General features: G+C 77.2%; 12 protein-coding genes and 1 riboswitch. Of the genes, 2 read left to right on the top strand and 10 right to left on the bottom strand.

Going from position 1 to position 16,297, the window contains the following annotated elements; genetic code table 11:
* Positions 1-24 precede the first annotated feature (24 nt).
* The 7 genes from TK50_RS15770 to cobN are packed head-to-tail and all read right to left on the bottom strand — an operon-like array spanning position 25 to position 10,872.
* Positions 25-1,176: a cobalt-precorrin-5B (C(1))-methyltransferase gene (locus TK50_RS15770; RefSeq protein ID WP_043963419.1), complete on the bottom strand. Its 1,152-nt coding sequence runs from the start codon at positions 1,174-1,176 to the stop codon at positions 25-27.
* Positions 1,173-2,057 (bottom strand): precorrin-4 C(11)-methyltransferase, encoded by an 885-nt coding sequence (gene cobM, locus TK50_RS15765; RefSeq protein WP_043963418.1) that lies wholly within the window; start codon positions 2,055-2,057, stop codon positions 1,173-1,175. Before cobM ends, TK50_RS15770 begins: the two co-directional genes overlap by 4 nt.
* The gene (gene cobI / locus TK50_RS15760) at positions 2,054-2,830 is read right to left on the bottom strand and encodes a precorrin-2 C(20)-methyltransferase (protein ID WP_043964681.1); all 777 of its coding nucleotides are present in this window, start codon (positions 2,828-2,830) and stop codon (positions 2,054-2,056) included. The genes cobM and cobI overlap by 4 nt, the downstream gene beginning before the upstream one ends.
* 29 nt (positions 2,831-2,859) lie before the next feature.
* A complete protein-coding gene (locus TK50_RS15755; protein ID WP_043963417.1) occupies positions 2,860-4,242 on the bottom strand; it encodes a cobyrinic acid a,c-diamide synthase CobB in 1,383 nt (460 codons plus the stop codon).
* Positions 4,236-4,847, bottom strand: coding sequence for a cob(I)yrinic acid a,c-diamide adenosyltransferase (cobO, locus tag TK50_RS15750; RefSeq protein ID WP_043963416.1), 612 nt, complete (start codon positions 4,845-4,847; stop codon positions 4,236-4,238). Before cobO ends, TK50_RS15755 begins: the two co-directional genes overlap by 7 nt.
* The gene (locus TK50_RS15745) at positions 4,847-7,183 is read right to left on the bottom strand and encodes a VWA domain-containing protein (RefSeq protein ID WP_082106339.1); all 2,337 of its coding nucleotides are present in this window, start codon (positions 7,181-7,183) and stop codon (positions 4,847-4,849) included. Before TK50_RS15745 ends, cobO begins: the two co-directional genes overlap by 1 nt.
* Complete coding sequence (gene cobN / locus TK50_RS15740; protein WP_043963415.1) at positions 7,180-10,872, bottom strand: cobaltochelatase subunit CobN; 3,693 nt, start codon at positions 10,870-10,872, stop codon at positions 7,180-7,182. The genes TK50_RS15745 and cobN overlap by 4 nt, the downstream gene beginning before the upstream one ends.
* 284 nt (positions 10,873-11,156) lie before the next feature.
* Positions 11,157-11,286, bottom strand: a riboswitch (cobalamin riboswitch).
* Between the two features lie 261 nt (positions 11,287-11,547).
* On the opposite strand from cobN, the gene cpt reads away from it, so the two are divergent.
* Positions 11,548-12,081 carry a chloramphenicol phosphotransferase CPT gene (cpt, locus tag TK50_RS15735; protein WP_043963414.1) on the top strand — a complete coding sequence of 178 codons (534 nt, stop codon included), beginning with the start codon at positions 11,548-11,550 and terminating at the stop codon, positions 12,079-12,081.
* A gap of 59 nt (positions 12,082-12,140) precedes the next feature.
* Here cpt and TK50_RS15730 read toward each other — a convergent pair whose 3' ends face one another.
* Entirely contained in the window at positions 12,141-12,476 is a 336-nt protein-coding gene (locus TK50_RS15730) for a hypothetical protein (protein ID WP_043963412.1), read from the bottom strand.
* 112 nt (positions 12,477-12,588) lie between these two features.
* On the opposite strand from TK50_RS15730, the gene TK50_RS15725 reads away from it, so the two are divergent.
* Entirely contained in the window at positions 12,589-13,341 is a 753-nt protein-coding gene (locus tag TK50_RS15725; protein ID WP_043963411.1) for a hypothetical protein, read from the top strand.
* Positions 13,342-13,703: 362 nt separating this feature from the next.
* Here the strand turns inward: TK50_RS15725 and TK50_RS15720 are convergent, their stop codons facing one another.
* The gene (locus tag TK50_RS15720; RefSeq protein WP_043963409.1) at positions 13,704-14,957 is read right to left on the bottom strand and encodes an MFS transporter; all 1,254 of its coding nucleotides are present in this window, start codon (positions 14,955-14,957) and stop codon (positions 13,704-13,706) included.
* A 130-nt stretch (positions 14,958-15,087) separates the two neighbouring features.
* Positions 15,088-16,236, bottom strand: coding sequence for an FUSC family protein (locus TK50_RS15715; RefSeq protein WP_241774001.1), 1,149 nt, complete (start codon positions 16,234-16,236; stop codon positions 15,088-15,090).
* Positions 16,237-16,297 lie beyond the last annotated feature (61 nt).

Raw genomic sequence — 16,297 nt, 5'->3', positions numbered from 1 at the left:
CTCCCACCGGCCCCTCCGCGGGGATCACGGCGCCCACCGGCCCGAGGAGGCGACGAGGCGCTCCCCGGCGAAGTCGACCATCGCCACGTCGACGTCGACGGCGTGCCCGGCGAAGCGCAGCAGCACCTGGCGGACCCGGGCGCAGAGCAGGTCCCCGGCGGGGCGCAGCAGCCCGGCGGCCTCCCACAGCTCGTACGCGTGCCGGCCGGTGTTCGCCGCCACCACCTCGGCCACCAGGGCCGGCCCCCCGCCGGCGTCGGCGGTGACCGCGCCGAGCAGCGACAGGTCCACCTTGGAGCGGGTGTAGTGGGTCATCAGCACCCCGGCGGCGAGTTTGGCCAGCTTGCCGGCCATCCCGACGAACGCCACCCGGGTCAGGCCGTCGCCGACGGCGGCGGTGACGGCCGCGCCGGTGAAGTCACCGACCTCGACGAAGCACACCTCGGGCAGGTCGGGCAGCAGGGCGCGGGCGGCCCGTTCGGTGCGCCCGCCGGTGCACAGCACCACCGTCCGCTCTCCCTGGGCGGCCATGACGTGCACGGCCTGCACCACGCTGGCCCGCCAGGACGCCGTCGAGAAGGGCCGCACGATCCCGGTGGTGCCGAGGATGGAGATGCCGCCGAGGATGCCGAGCCGCCGGTTGGTGGTCTTGCGGGCCATCACCTCCCCGCCGGGGACGCTGATGACCACCCGTACCCCGACCTCGGTGAGGTCGACCACCTCGGCGACGGCCTGGCCGATCATGCGGCGCGGCGTCTCGTTGATCGCCGGGCCGCCGACGGCGAGCCCGAGGCCCGGCTTGGTGACGGTGCCGACGCCCGGCCCGCCGGCCAGGTCGAGGCCGGGGGCGTCGCGCCAGCCGACGGTGGCGGTGAGGTGCGCGCCGTGCGTGACGTCCGGGTCGTCCCCGGCGTCCTTGACGACCACGGCCTCCGCGCCCGCGCCGGGCGGGTCGGCGAGGTCGCAGCGGGCCACGGGGAAGGCGACCCGGCTGCCGGCGGGCAGGCCGATCTCCACCTGCCGCTGCGGCACGCCGGTGACCAGCGCGGTCACCGCCGCCTTCGCCGCCGCGGTGGCGCACGCGCCGGTCGTCCAGCCGGTGCGCAGCGCGGTGGGCCGGACCTTCGCGGTACGCGGCAGGTCCGGCTCGCGCAGCTCCGGCTCGGGGTACGTCATCCGGCCCGCCCTGTCCCGGCGGCCCCGCCGTCGTCGCCGGGGGTCTCCTCGCGGCGGCGGCGCAGCTGCGCGCGGGCGGCCGGCTCGGCCCGACGGAAGGTGTGGAAGTGCCCGGGGTGATAGAGGTGCGAGCGGGTGCCGGCGGCGGCCAGCGCCGGCCCGACGAGGAACAGGGTGTGCTTCCACAGCCGGTGCCGCTTGACGGTGGCCTCCAGCGTGCCGACGGTGCAGCGCACCACCAGCTCGTCCGGCCACGTCGCCTGGTACGCCACCACGGTCGGGGTGTCCGCCGGGTAGCCGCCGGCCAGCAGCTCGGCCTGCACCTGCCCGGAGCGGGCGGCGGAGAGGAACAGCGCCATGGTGGTGCCGTGCCGGGCGAAGTCGCGGACCCGCTCGCCGGGCGGCATCGGCGTCCTGCCGCCCTCCAGCCGGGTGAGGATCACCGACTGGGCGACCTCGGGAATGGTCAGTTCCCGGCCGACGAGCGCGGCGACGGCGGTGAACGCGGACACCCCGGGCACCACCTCGACGGCCAGCCCGAGGGCCCGGCACAGGTCGAGCTGCTCCTGCACCGCCCCCCACAGCGCCGGGTCGCCGGAGTGGATCCGCGCCACGGTCAGCCCCCGGGCGGCGGCCCGCTCGTAGAGCGGCAGCACGCCCTCCATCGGCAGCTGCGAGGAGTCGACGATCTCGGCGTCGGCGCGGGCGTGGTCGAGCACGTCGGCGTGCACCAGGCTCGCCGCCCAGACCACCACGTCGGCCGCGCCGATCACCCGGGCGGCGCGCAGGGTGAGCAGGTCGGCCGCGCCCGGCCCGGCCCCGACGAACCACACCTTCCCGGTGGTCGCCGGCGCGCCGGCGGTGTCTCCTGCGGTGGTCACAGCTTGCCTCCCCGGGTGTCCCGGCGGGCCGGGACGAGCAGCGTCGACAGGTACGGCGGGTCGCCGTCGTCGGGGTCCGCCGGGCCGATCCGTTCCCCGGGCAGGCCGAGACCCCGGCCCAGCACCGCGTCGCCGAGGCGGCCCTGCCGGCGCAGCTCGGCCACCAGCTCGGGGTGCCGCCGCCAACCCTTGTACGCGACGACCGTCCCCGGCCCGGCCAGGGCGGCGGCGAACAGCTCCGGCCCGGCGGTGGCGGGCAGCAGGGTCAGCGGCTCGCGCCCCTCGCAGAGCACGGTGCCGCTGCGGGCGGCGAGGTCCTGCATGGCGGTGATCCCGGGCACCGTGTCGACCCGCACCGCCGGCCGCAGCGCGCGCACGCCGTGGGTTAGGTAACCGAAGGTGGAGTAGACGTTCGGGTCGCCGATGGTGGCGAACGCGACCCGCCCCGCCCCGGCGTCGAACGCGTCGGTCACCGCGCGGGCGGCGGCGTCCCAGGCGGCCCGGCGGCGGGCGGTGACGCCGCCCCGGTCGTCGAGGGCGAACGGCAGCCGTCGCACCCGGCGACCGTCCACGTACGACCGGACGGTCGCCTCGGCCCGCCCGCCGCCGTCCGCCACCCCCGGGCCGGTCCCGGTCCCGTCGGGGCCGGCCGGGGTGCCGGGGTGCTCGGCCATCACCGGGACGAACACCACGTCGGCCTCGCGCAGCACCCGCACCGCCTTCACGGTCAGCAGCTCGGGGTCGCCCGGCCCGACCCCGACGCCGGTCAGCACGGGCCCGTCGGGGCGCGCCGCCGGGGCGGTCACCGGCACGCCTGCACGAGGCGGCGGGCGGCGTGCGGCTGGCCGGCCCAGTGGACGTGCAGGTAGGAGGCGTGCACCCGGCCGTCGACGAAGCCGTGCGCCGCGCCGTCGAAGCGCCACGCCGGGGTGTCGCCGTGGCCGGGGTCGGTGACGGTCCGGTGGAACTCGTGGCCGCGTACCGGCTCGCCGGCCCGGGTCACCGGGGAGTCGGCGGCGGCCACCGCCTCCCGGTAGCCGAGGGTGAGCCGGCCGGTCATCCGGGCGGTCAGGTCCAGCCGCCCGCACATCGGCGCCCCGTCGAGGGAGCGGCCCAGGTAGAGCAGGCCGGCGCACTCGGCGACGACGGGCCCGTCGAACGCGGCCAGTTCGGCGCGCAGCGCGGCGTTGCCGGCGAGCGCGTCGGCGTGCGCCTCCGGGAAGCCGCCGCCGATCACCACCGCCCGGGTGCCGGCCGGCAGGCCGGGGTCGCGCAGCGGGTCGAACGGGGCCACGGTCGCCCCGGCCGCCGCGAGGAGTTCGGCGGTCTCGGCGTACGAGAAGGTGAAGGCCGCCCCGGCGGCGACCGCGACCGTCGGGCCGCCGGTGCTGGTCGGGCCGCCGACGGGGGCGGTGCTCACCGGGCCACCGACGGCGGCGACCGGGTCCCAGGCGGGGGCGGTCAGCGGCGGGGCGCTGCGGGCCAGGTCGAGCACCGCGTCGAGGTCGACGGTGGCGGCGACCAGGTCGGCGAGGGCGGCCACGACCGCCAGGGACTCCGGCGCCCGCTCGGCGACCGGCACGAGACCCAGGTGGCGCGATGGGGCGGCGACCTCCACGGACCGGCTGACCGCCCCGAGCACCGGCACGCCCACCTCGGCGAGGGCGTCGCGCAGCAGCGTCTCGTGCCGGGGCGAGCCGACCCGGTTGAGGATGACCCCGCCGACGCGTACCCGCTCGTCGAACGCGCGCATGCCCAGCACCAGGGCGGCGGCGGAACGGCCCTGGGCGGTGGTGTCGAGCACCAGCAGCACGGGGGCGTCGACGAGGGTGGCGACGTGGGCCGTGGAGGCGTACCCCCGGCGGCCGACCGCGCCGTCGTGCAGGCCCATCACCCCCTCGATCACGGCGACGTCGGCGGGCGTGGGGACGCTCGCGCCGTGGCGCAGCAGCGGCGCGACGCGCTCCGGCCCGACCAGCCACGGGTCGAGGTTGCGGCCCGGCCGGCCGGCGGCGAGGCCGTGGTAGCCGGGGTCGATGTAGTCGGGGCCCACCTTGTGCGGGCTGACGGTCAGGCCGCGGCGGCGCAGCGCGCCGAGCAGTCCGGTCGCCACGGTCGTCTTGCCGTGGCCGCTGGCCGGGGCGGCGACCACCACCCGGGGCAGCGCCCATCCGGTGCTCACCATTCGATGCCCTTCTGGCCCTTCTGGCCGGCGTCCATCGGGTGCTTGACCTTGGTCAGCTCGGCGACCAGGTCGGCGGCGGCGACCAGGCGCGGGTCGGCGTCGCGGCCGGTGATGACGACGTGCTGGAAGCCGGGCCGGTCGGCCAGCGTCGCCACGACCTCGTCGACGTCGACCCAGCCCCACTTCATCGGGTACGTGAACTCGTCGAGCACGTACAGGCCGTAGCGCTGCGCGGCCAGGTCCCGCTGGATCTGCCGCCAGCCCTCCAGTGCGTCGGCGGCGTGGTCGGCCTCGCCGCCGCGCTGGATCCACGACCAGCCCTCGCCCATCTTGTGCCAGGCGACCGGCGCGCCCTGGCCGGTGCGCTCGTGCACCTCGCCGAGGGCGCGGAAGGCGTTCTCCTCGCCCACCCGCCACTTGGCGCTCTTGACGAACTGGAACACCCCGATCGGCAGCCCGGCGGTCCAGGCGCGCAGCGCCAGCCCGAACGCGGCGGTCGACTTGCCCTTCATCTGCCCGGTGTGGACGATCAGCAGCGGCCGGTGCCGCCGCTGCCGCGTGGTCAGCCCGTCGGCGGGCACCCGTTCCGGCCTACCCTGCGGCATCAGCGCACACTCCTGTCCTGCTGGCTCGTCCCGCCGGCTCTCCGCGATCTTGCAGTTGCGGCCCCCGCTTGCACCGCTTTCGCCCCCTTCGTCCGGGCCCGAAGTGCAAGATCGCTGTGCGTGAGGGCCGTGAGGGGGTGGTGTCGGGCGTTGAGGTGGGTGGCCAGGCGGCGGGCCAGGTGCAGGCGGACCGGGCCGGACTCGCAGTCGACGACCACGCACGGGGCGCCGGTGGCGGCGAGCAGCGCCGCCGCGCGGTCGGCCCGCTCCAGCGGGCGGGGCCCGGCGGTGGCCCGGCCGTCGGTGAGCACCAGCACGAGGGGACGCCGCTTCGGGTCGCGCAGCCGCTCCACCCGCAGCAGCTCGGCGGCGGCGGCGAGGCCCTCCGCGAGCGGGGTGCGCCCGCCGGTGGGCAGGTCGGCGAGGCGGGCGGAGGCGGCCAGCACCGACGACGTCGCCGGCAGCAGGGTCCGCGCGCCGACGCCCCGGAACGCGACCACGGCCACCTTGTCCCGCCGCTGGTAGGCGTCGGTGAGCAGGGCGAGCACGGCCCCCTTCACGGCGGACATCCGCTCGCGCGCGCCCATCGAGCCGCTGGCGTCGACGACGAACAGCACGAGGTTGCCCTCGCGCCCCTCGCGGACCGCCTCGCGCAGGTCGGCCGGGCGCAGCCGCAGCGGCCCGCCGGCCCGGCCCCGGGCCGCCTGACGCCCGGCGGCGGCGCGGACCGTCGCCGGCAGGTGCAGCGGGCCGGGCCGGCCGGCGCGCGGGGTCCGCGCCCCGGTGGTGCGGCCCCGGCCGGTGCGGGCCCGCGACCGCCGGCCGGGCACCCCGTCGCCGACGCCGGGCGCGGTGAGCAGCCGGGCCGTCAACCCCCGCTGGGGTACGGCCACCCGCTGCCGCCCGCCGCCGCCCTGCTCCCCGGGCCGGTCGACCGGCTGGTCGGCGGGCCAGTCGTCGGGCCGGCCGGCGGGCTGGTTCCCGCGCCGGGCTGCGGGCTGGTCCCCGGGCTCTCCCGGATCCCTGGTGTCGGCGGTCGACCCGGCTGTGCCGTCGCCGGAGCCGTCGCCGTCGCCGTCGTGCCAGCCGTTCGCCGAGCCGCCACCCGCCGTCCCGTTCCCGGGGTCGCCGCCTCCCGCCGGGCCACCGCCGTCCGGGCCACCTCCGTCGGGACCGCCACCGCCCCCGGGGCCGCCGCCATCCGGGCCGCCCCCGGGGCCGCCGCCGTCGCCCGGGCCGTCGCCGTCGGGGGCGGGCGGGTCGTCGTCGGGGTGCGCGTCGGCGGCCCGCCGCAACGCCTCGTCGAGGCGGTCCTCGTCCAGCCCCGGGGCGTCGAACGGGTCGCGGCGGCGGCGGTGCGGCAGGGCGAGCCGGGCGGCGACCCGGACGTCCTCGGCGGTCACCACCGTCCGGTCCTGCCAGGCGGCGTGCGCCATCGCGGCGCGGGCGGTGACGATGTCGGCGCGCATCCCGTCCACGTCGAACGCGGCGCACACCTCGGCGATCTGGCGCAGCGCGGCGTCGGGCAGCCGCACCCGGCCGAGCCGGTCCCGGGCGGCGGCGACCCGCCGGGCCACCTGGGCGTCGGCGTCGGCCCACCGGGCGGCGAACCCGGCCGGGTCGGCGTCGGCGGCGAGCCGGCGGCGCACCACCTCCACCCGCACGGCCGGGTCGCGGCTGGCGGCCACCTCCACGGTCAGGCCGAACCGGTCCAGCAGCTGCGGGCGCAGCTCGCCCTCCTCCGGGTTCATCGTGCCCACCAGCAGGAACCGGGACGCGTGGCTGACCGACACGCCCTCCCGCTCGACGTGGTTGCGGCCCATCGCGGCGGCGTCGAGGAGCAGGTCGACGAGGTGGTCGTGCAGCAGGTTGACCTCGTCGACGTAGAGCACACCCCGGTGGGCGGCGGCGAGCAGGCCGGGCTCGAAGGCGCGTACCCCCTCGGCGAGAGCCCGCTCCAGGTCCAGCGAGCCGACCACCCGGTCCTCGGCGGCGCCGACGGGCAGCTCGACCAGGCGGGCCGGGCGACGCTCGACGGGCGCGGCCGCGCGGTCCCCCTCCGCCGCGCCGCCCGGGTGCGGGTCCTCCACGGCGGCCGGGTGCGGGCCGTCGGGGCAGGACGGGTCCGGTGCCGCCGGGTCGCAGGCGAACCGGCAACCGGCGACCTGGTCGACGGGCGGCAGCAGGGCGGCCAGGGCCCGCACGGCGGTGGACTTCGCGGTGCCCTTCTCGCCCCGCACGAGGACCCCGCCGATGGCCGGGCTGACGGCGTTGAGCAGCAGCGCGAGGCGCATGTCGGCCATGCCGAGCACGGCGGAGAAGGGGAACACACTCATTGCCGGTCCTCCAGGTCGCCCTCGCTGGCCAGGTACGTCTCGCGGAGCCGGTCGAGGGTGGCCGGCTCCGGGGCGACCCACATCCCCCGGTCGGCGGCCTCCAGGAGCCGCTCGGTGATGCCGCGCAGCGCCCACGGGTTGGACTGCTCCAGGAACTGCCGGGTGGTGTCGTCGAAGACGTACGCGGCGGCGAGGCGCTCGTACATCCAGTCGTCCACGACGCCGGCGGTGGCGTCGTAGCCGAACAGGTAGTCCACGGTGGCGGCCAGCTCGAACGCGCCCTTGTAGCCGTGCCGGCGCATCGCGGCGATCCACTTCGGGTTCACCACCCGGGCCCGGAACACCCGCCGGGTCTCCTCGCCGAGGGTGCGGGTGCGCACGTCGTGCGGCATCGCCGAGTCCCCCACGTACGCGGCGGGGGCGACGCCGGTGAGGTGACGGACCATCGCCACCATCCCGCCGTGGTACTGGAAGTAGTCGTCGGAGTCGACGATGTCGTGCTCGCGGGTGTCCTGGTTCTTCACCGCCACGGCGATGCGGGCGAAGGAGCGTTCCATGTCGGCGCGGGCCTCCCGCCCGTCCAGGCCGGGGCCGTACGCGTAGCCGCCCCAGACGGCGTACACCTCGGCGAGGTCGGCGTCGCTGCGCCAGTTGCGGGCGTCGATCAGCGGCAGCAGCCCCGCCCCGTACGCCCCCGGTTTGGAGCCGAAGACGCGGGCGGTGGCCCGGCGCTCGTCGCCGTGCTCGGCAAGGTCGGCGGCGACGTGCGCGGCGACGTAGTTCTCCTCGGCTGGCTCCGCGAGGGCGGCGACGCGACGCACCGCGTCGTCGATCAGCGCGACGACGTGCGGGAACGCGTCGCGGAAGAACCCGGAGATGCGGACGGTGACGTCGATGCGGGGCCGGCCCAGCTCGGCGAGCGGCACCACCTCGACGCCGGTGACCCGGCGGGACCGGTCGTCCCAGGTGGGGCGGCAGCCGAGCAGGGCGAGCACCTCGGCGACGTCGTCGCCCTGGGTGCGCATGGCGCTGGTCCCCCAGACGGTGAGCCCCACCGAGCGGGGATAGGCGCCGGTGTCGGCGAGGTGCCGGGCCAGCAGCGAGTCCGCGAGGGCCACGCCGACGTCCCAGGCGTTGCGGCTGGGGATGGCCTTCGGGTCGACGGAGTAGAAGTTGCGGCCGGTGGGCAGCACGTTGACCAGGCCCCGGGTGGGCGAGCCGGACGGGCCGGGCGGCACGAACCGGCCGTCGAGCGCGCCGAGCACCCGGTCGACCTCGTCGGTGGTCCGCGCCAGCCGGGGCACCACCTCGCGGGCGGCGAAGCGCAGCACGTCGGCGGCGTCGGGGATCGCCCGGCCGGCGACCTCCGCGACGACGGCATCGACACGGTCGGCGACGGCGCTGTCGTCTGCGTCGGCGGCCCAGCCGAGGGTCTCCATGGCGACGACGAGGCGGCGGGCCAGCCCCTCGATCAGGTCGACGGCGTCGGCGGCGGTGCCGGCGGGGCCGGCGGCCACGTCGGTCAGCTCCGTCGGCACGGCGATGCGCCGTCCCGGCTCGGCGAGCAGGGCGGCCTCGTCGAGGCCGTACGCGGCGGCGAGCGCCTGGCGCAGGCCGGGCAGGGCGCGCACCCCGCCCCACACCTGGGGGGCGCGCAGCACGGCGAGGACCAGGTTGACCCGGGCCTCGCCGGTGGGCGCGCCGCCGAGGACGTGCAGGCCGTCGCGGATCTGCACGTCCTTGACCTCGCACAGGTACCCGTCGAGGTGCAGCACGAAGTCGTCGAAGTCGTCGGCGGCGGGCATGTCCGCGGTGTGCAGATCGTGGTGCAGCTCGGCGGCGCGCACCAGGTCCCAGATCTGCGCCCGCACCGTCGGCACCTTCGCCGGGTCGAGCGCCTGCACAGTGGCGTACTCGTCGAGGAGCTGTTCGAGCTTCGCCAGGTCGCCGTACGTCTCGGCGCGGGCCATCGGCGGGACGAGGTGGTCGACGACGACGGCGTGAGCGCGGCGCTTGGCCTGGGTGCCCTCGCCGGGGTCGTTGACGATGAACGGGTACACCAGCGGCAGGTCGCCGAGGACGGCGTCGGGGGCGCAGTCGGCGGCCAGACCGAGGCCCTTGCCGGGCAGCCACTCCAGGGTGCCGTGCTTGCCGAGGTGCACCACGGCGTCCGCCCCGAACCCGCCGTCGGCCTCCGGCGCGGCCAGCCAGCGGTACGCGGCGAGGTAGTGGTGGCTGGGCGGCAGGTCGGGGTCGTGGTAGATGGCGATCGGGTTCTCGCCGAAGCCGCGCGGCGGCTGGATCGCCAGCAGCACGTTGCCCAGCCGCAGGCCGGCGAGCACGACGTGGCCGTCGTCGACGTACAGCTCGCCGGGCGGCTCGCCCCAGTGCTCGCGGATCCGCTCGCGCAGCCCGGCCGGGACCGCGTCGAACCAGCGCCGGTAGCTCGCCTGCGGCACCCGGGCGTCGGCGGCGGCGAGCTGCTCGGGGGTGAGCCACTCCACGTCGTGGCCGCCGGCGGCGATCAGGGCGTGGATGAGCGCGTCCCCGTCGTCGGGCACGGGCCGGTCGCCGAGGTGGTAGCCGGCGGCGGCCAGCGCGGCGAGCAGCCGCACCGCCGAGGCGGGGGTGTCCAGGCCGACGGCGTTGCCGACCCGGGAGTGCTTCGTCGGGTAGGAGCTGAGCACGATCGCCAGCCGCTTGTCGGCGCCCGGCACGTGCCGCAGCCGGGCCTGGCGCGCGGCGATCCCGGCGACCCGGGCGGCCCGCTCGGGGTCGGGCTCGTAGACCGACAGCCCGTCGGCGTCGATGCGCTTGAACGAGAACGGCACGGTGACGATCCGGCCGTCGAACTCGGGGATGGCCACCTGCATGGCGGCGTCCAGCGGCGACAGCCCGGCGTCGCTGCCGGCCCACTGCTCGCGGGTGCTGGTGAGGCAGAGCGCCTGCACGATCGGCACGTCGAGGGCGGCGAGCGCGCCGACGTCCCAGGCGTCGTCGTCGCCCCCGCCGGAGGCGTCGGCGGCCACGGTCCCGCCGGCGGCGAGCACGGTGACGACGAGGGCGTCGCAGCGGGCGAACAGCTCCAGCGGCCCGTCGCCGGGGGCGAGCCCGCGCAGCGAGCCGCAGAAGATCGGCAGGGGGTTCGCCCCGGCGGCGTCGACCGCGTCGGCGAGGGAGTCGACGAAGGCGGTGTTCCCGGCGAGGGCGTGCGCCCGGTAGAAGACGATCCCGACGGTCGGCCGCTCGGGCTTGTGGGGGCGCTCGCCGTGGACGCCGTGCCCGGGGGTCGACGCGGGCGGGGCGAAGCCCTCGCCGGTGAGCAGCACCGTGTCGGAGAGGAACCGGGCCAGCTCGGCGAGGTTGCCCGGCCCGCCCTCGACCAGGTACGCCAGGGCGTCGGTAGCCACCCCGGAGGCCACGGTGGACGCGGCCATCAGCTCGGCGTCGGGGACCGCCTCGCCGCCGAGGACGACCGTCGGCACCCCGGAGCCGAGCACGGCCGCCAGGCCGTCCGGCCACGCCTGCCGGCCGCCGAGCAGCCGTACGACGGCGAGGTCGACGCCGTCGAGCAGCGCCGGCACGGCGTCGGCGGCGACCCGGGCGGGGTTGGCCAGCCGGTAGCCGGCGCCGCTGGCCCGGGCGGCGAGCAGGTCGGTGTCGGCGGTGGACAGCAGCAGGATGCGCACGGAAGGCTCCGGAGAGTGACGCACCGGGCGGCGGGTGGGCCGCCGGCGGGCAGGGGCGCGGGGTCAGCGGATACGGCGGGCCTGCGGCCGGTTCACCGGCGACGGCCGGGGCGCCGGGCGCGCAGCATGGCGCGGTACGCGGTGCGCGGGCTCAGGTGCGGCGACGGGGCGCGGGCAGGCTGCCGCGCGCCAGCAGGCGGCGACGATGGTCGTCGATGTGCGAGACGCCGTGCGTCATCGGGTCCTCCTCGGGTGTCCACGCCCTGGGGTCGCTCCGACGGCCGAAGTATCCTGGCTCCCGGATCGACGCTCTCCCCCGGCCTTCCAACCGCAGACACACGGCCGTGACTCACGAGGGGGGATCGCTCCCCGGTGACAGTGGCGGGACCGCGCCGGAATCGCACCGGCTTCCTTCACTGCCGTCAGGCCGCGAATGCTGCCACACCCGACCGCCGCCGGTCAACGCCGGGCTCCCGGCCACTCCCACCCCTGCTCGACATCGAGTGACGACAATGGCTCAAGGAATCGGATGCGGAAAAAGCAAATGTCGTACGCCGATGGCTCCGGGTCGCTCCGCGCGTCTTTTCCCGCCGACCGACCCCCGGATTGGTTAGGCTGATTCCGATCATCACCCGCTCGCGCGGGACGGGAATTGCCCGAAGGGAATCCGATCAGGTGGCGACGCAGGTCATCGTGCTCAACGGCGGCTCCAGCTCGGGCAAGTCCGCGATCGTCCGGTGCCTCCAGCGCGTCCTGCCGCACCCGTGGATCAGTTTCGGCGTGGACGACCTGATCGACCGGCTGCCGCCGGCCATGCTGGGTTCCCCCGCCGGGCTGAGCTTCGGCCGGCGGGGCGAGGTCGACGTCGGGGAGGACTTCCTCGCCGTGCAGCACGCCTGGCTGGTCGGCATCGCCGCGATGGCGGGCGCCGGAGCCCGGATCGTCCTGGACGAGGTCTTCCTCGGTGGCGGCGCGTCCCAGGAGCGCCTCCGCGGCTACCTGACCGGTCTCGAGGTGCTGTGGGCCGGGGTGCGGTGTGCCCCGGCCGTCGCGGCGGGCCGGGAGATCGCCCGGGGCGACCGGGTGATCGGGATGGCGGCGACGCAGGCCGAGACCGTGCACGAGGGCGTCCACTACGACGTCGAGGTCGACACCGGCCGCACCGAGTCGCTCGACTGCGCGCGCGCCATCGCCGCGCACGTGCGCTGAGCGACGCCGCGCGGCGGGCCGGTGCGCGCCGACGCGGGTCCGTGCGCCGGCCCGGCGGGTCAGTGCGCCCGGCGCTCCGGGTGCGCCCGGTTCCAGGCCCGCATGCGCTCCGGGTATCCGGTGCGCGCGGCCTCGTACAAGGGCACGGCGTGCCGTTGGGCGATCTTCGCGGCGGCCCGCGGCGACCCGGTCCGCCGACGGATCCACTCTCCGTCGTGGGCGATCGCCATCACCGTCGTGTCGGTCGCGGTGGTCTCCGGTTCCAGATAGAACTCCACCCCCCGGCGGCTGCGGACGAACGCCTCCAGGGCGGCGAGGTCGTCCGGCGTCGCCTCGCGGTCGAGCTTCGTCGGGGTTCCGTCGGCGGCGGGTCGGCGGCGGCTGAACCAGCCCATGCCCGGCTCCTCTCCTCGGCGTACGCTCCAGTGGACCATCCCCGCCTGGCAGCCTGCTGGACGCGGGATGAGAGGAAGCTGACCCCGCCCGGCCTCCCCGTACACTCGCCCGGTGGTGGCGTGGCGGGCGGTGGCGGCGCGGGACAACGCCGACTGGTGCGACCTGGTCGGCCGGGCCCACGGCCTCGCGGGAGCGCGCGACGCGGACGCCTGGTCGGTGCCCCGCCGTTCCCCACCGTGGTATCCGGACGCGGTGACGCTGCGCCCCGGCGTGGACGCCGCCCGACTGCTGGCCCGGATCGACGCCGGGCCCGGCGCGTCGGTGAAGGACAGCTTCGCCGACCTGGACCTCGCCCCGCACGGCTTCCGGGTGCTCTTCGCGGCCTCGTGGATCCACCGCCCGCCCGCCGGGCCGCCCGCGACACCGCTCGTCGCGTCGCCCGGCACGCCGCTCGCCGCGCTGCCTGGGGCGGGCCCGACGGCGCTGGCTCCGGTCACGTCGGCGCGGGGGCTGGCCGCCTGGTCCGCCGCAGCCGGCAGCGAGGCCCTGCGCCGGCCGGCGCTGCTGGCCGACCCGCGGGTGACGATCCTCGCCCGGCGCGCGGGCGACGGCGCGGTCACCGCAGGCGCCGTGCTCACCGACTGCGGCCCGGCGGTCGGGGTCTCCAACGTCTTCGCCGCCGACGGGGATCTCGCCGGGGTGTGGCGCGGCGTCGTGGCCGCCCGCCCGGGCCGGCCGCTGGTCGGCTACGAGTCCGGCGGCGGCCTGCCGCCGGCCGAGGAGGCGGGTTTCCGGCGGGTCGGTCCGCTGCGCGTCTGGCTGCGCCCGGACCGCCACCGCGACCCGGAACCCGCCACCGGCTGACCACTCTGCGCAATCACCACGCGGGCGTGCGCGCCCGTCCACTCGCCTGACCCTGCGTCACCACAGTTTTCACCCCTCCCACCCGCACTCGCCCCTTTGCTCTGCACCCACCGACGCATCACCCCGGTCGAGCTGGCCGAATAGGAAATCACGGATGAATGGCGACGCGCCGACGTGGTCACGCTGCGCGAGCGCTGCGTATGTGGGTGCAGAGCAAAGCGCTCCGATCGGTGGGTGCCCTCCGATGGCCGCGATGACCAACAAGATCACGCTGCGTGACGACGGGCGGCTGAGGAACGGGCCGCTCCGGCAGCCGAGCGCGTGACCGGCAGGCGGTGGCCAGAGGTCCCCCGTGGGTCGGGCTAGGCCGGGCGGCTGCGCGTGCCGGCCGGCGGCCGGAGCACCGGAACCAGGGCGAGGGCGGGCACCAACAGCAGCGGCACCAACAGCAGCGCCCGCAGGGTGCCCACGTGATCGCCGAGCAGGCCGAGCAGCGGCGGGCCGCCGAGGAAGGCCGTGTAGCCGATCACCCCGACCACGCTGACCCGGGCCGGCGCCCCGGCCTCCTCGTCGGCGGCGGCGCTGAGCCCCACCGGGAAGCCGAGCGACGCGCCCAGCCCCCACAGTGCGACGCCGACGATGGCCACCGGCCCGCCGCCGGCCAGCACCGCGAGACCGGCACCCACGACGGCGAGCAGGATGGTGCCGAACAGCACCGGCACCCGACCCCAGCGGTCGATCGCCACCGTTCCGGCGGTGCGCCCGATGGTCATGCCGACCACGAACACCCCGAACACGGCGGCGCCGGCCGCCTCGCTGAGCCCGTACCCGTCGACGAAGGCCACGGCCAGCCAGTCGTTGGCGCTGCCCTCGGTGAACGCCATCACCAGCACCAGCAGGCCGATGAGCAGCGTGCGCGGCTCCCGCCAGGCGGCGAGCAGCGACGCGCGCCGGGCCGAGGCGGCGGCCCTCTCCCCGCCGGCCGGCGCGGTGCCTGCGCTGGGGAGGAACGTCCGGACCCCGAGCAGCGTGCCGACCATCACCACCACCGCGAGGACGCTCAGGTGCGCGGCGATGGGCACCCCGACCCGCGCGGCACCGGCGCCGATCCCCGCCCCGGCCACCGACCCGAGGCTCCAGGCCGCGTGGAACCGGGGCAGGATGGTACGCCCCAGCCGCCGCTCGACCGTCGTACCCTCGATGTTCATCGCCACGTCGCAGGTGCCGGCGCCGTAGCCGAAGGCGAACAGGCCGACGGCGGCCCCGGGCAGGAACCCGGCAGCTCCGGCGGACGTGCCGGCGACGGCCAACCCGCCCGAGACCAGCGCGGTGCCGAGGAGCACCGCGCGGGCGGTGCCGAGGCGCTGGGCCACCAGCCCGGCGGTCGGCATGGCCAGCAGCGAGCCCACCGACATCGACAGCAGCAGCAGGCCGAGCCCTCCGGCGCTGAGGTCCAGCGCCTCCCGGGCCGCCGGCACCCGGGCGAACCAGGTGGCGATCGCGAGCCCGTTCAGGGCGAACACGGTCGCCACGCCGTTGCGGGCGGACAGTACCGCGCGTTGCGCGCCGGCCCGACCGGCCTCCGGCTCGGCGGGCGGTGCGTCGGTGCTGCTCACGGCGAGTTCCTCTCGGTTCTACGGGCGTCGACCGCCCATTGGACACCCTGGCGCGACAGCACCGATCATGACCCCCGCCCCTTACCGTCATCCGGACCGACCCACTACCGGAAGGCGGCGGGTGCCGGGGTCACACGGCCGGTAGGCCGAGGGCCTCGTCGACCCGGCCGAGCACGGCGGCGTCGTCGTCCACGCCGACCCCGCGCAGCAGGTCGATCGCGGTGGCCCGCACCTGACCCACGATCATCGCCAGCGGCAGCGGCTGGCCGGAGGCGAAGAGCCGCCCGGCGCCCCGGACCGCGTCCAGCGCGGCGGTCTCGGCGCGGCCGGCGTGCTCGTCGGCGGCGGCATCGCGACCGTCGAGGTCGGCGGCGAACGCCTCCCCGGCCGCCTGCACGGCGTCGGCGAGGCAGCGGACCGCCCCGCCGAGGTTGGCCGGCACGGGGGTCGCCTGCCGGGTGAGGGTCACCCCGGCCCGGGCCAGCACCCGCACGTTGCGCACGGCGTAGTCGATCTGCCCGATGGACGCGTCGACGGTACGCAGCCGGCCCAGGTGCCGACGGCGGCGTACGTGCAGGGTCAGCGCCTCCCCGGCGGCGAGCACCGCGCCGCGCAGCCGCTCCACGGCGGCGTCCATGCCCCGCGCCCGGTCCAGGGCGGCCAGGGCGGCCTGCTCGTCGCGGCCGTCGAGGGCGTCGGCGACCTCGCGCAGCAGCCCGGCGAGATCCTCGAAGGTCTGCCGGAACTCGGCGACCAGCGGGGCGAGCGGGCGGCGGGCGTCGACGAGCTGGCTGGCCACGAGGGCCACCACCCCGCCGATCAGCGCGTCGACGAACCGGAACGGGATCAGCGACTCCGTCGGCGGGGCGACCACCACGAGGTAGAGCGCGGAGACGGCGGCCTGCACCACGGAGACGCTGCTCGCACCGACCGCCACGGCCAGCACGATGGTGAGCAGGATGACCGTGAAGACCGTCCAGCTGCTGTGCGGCCCGAGGGCCTGCACCACGACGTCGGCGACGAGCACCCCGGCGGCGACGCCGAGCACCACCTCCACCGCCCGGCGCATCCGCTGGCCCCGGGCCTGTCCGAGGACGATCAGCGCGGCGGCCGGGGCGAAGAACGGCTGCGGGTGCCCGACCAGCCGGGTGGCCAGCACCCAGGCCACCGTGGCCGCGACCGTCCCCTCCACCACCGGCAGCCAGCCCTGCCGAACCCGCCCGGCGGCCTCCCGGAACCAGCTCCACCGCACCATGGCCGCCTCCCCTGCCCGTCGCACCACCGCCCATGGTGCTCCGGCCCCGCCGCGCGCCCCGACCCGGGCCCGGTCCGGGCGGCTG

The sequence above is a fragment of the Micromonospora haikouensis genome (genome assembly GCF_000876225.1).
Taxonomy (GTDB): domain Bacteria; phylum Actinomycetota; class Actinomycetes; order Mycobacteriales; family Micromonosporaceae; genus Micromonospora; species Micromonospora haikouensis.
Note: the sequence above shows the minus strand (reverse complement) of the source record. Positions and strands in the feature narration are given on the sequence as shown.

Coding starts and splice junctions, on each gene's coding strand:
- TK50_RS15770 (WP_043963419.1), bottom strand. CDS start 1,176: ATGACGTACCCCGAGCCGGAGCTGCGCGAGCCGGACCTGCCGCGTACC.
- TK50_RS15755 (WP_043963417.1), bottom strand. CDS start 4,242: ATGGTGAGCACCGGATGGGCGCTGCCCCGGGTGGTGGTCGCCGCCCCG.
- cobO (WP_043963416.1), bottom strand. CDS start 4,847: ATGCCGCAGGGTAGGCCGGAACGGGTGCCCGCCGACGGGCTGACCACG.
- TK50_RS15745 (WP_082106339.1), bottom strand. CDS start 7,183: ATGAGTGTGTTCCCCTTCTCCGCCGTGCTCGGCATGGCCGACATGCGC.
- TK50_RS15730 (WP_043963412.1), bottom strand. CDS start 12,476: ATGGGCTGGTTCAGCCGCCGCCGACCCGCCGCCGACGGAACCCCGACG.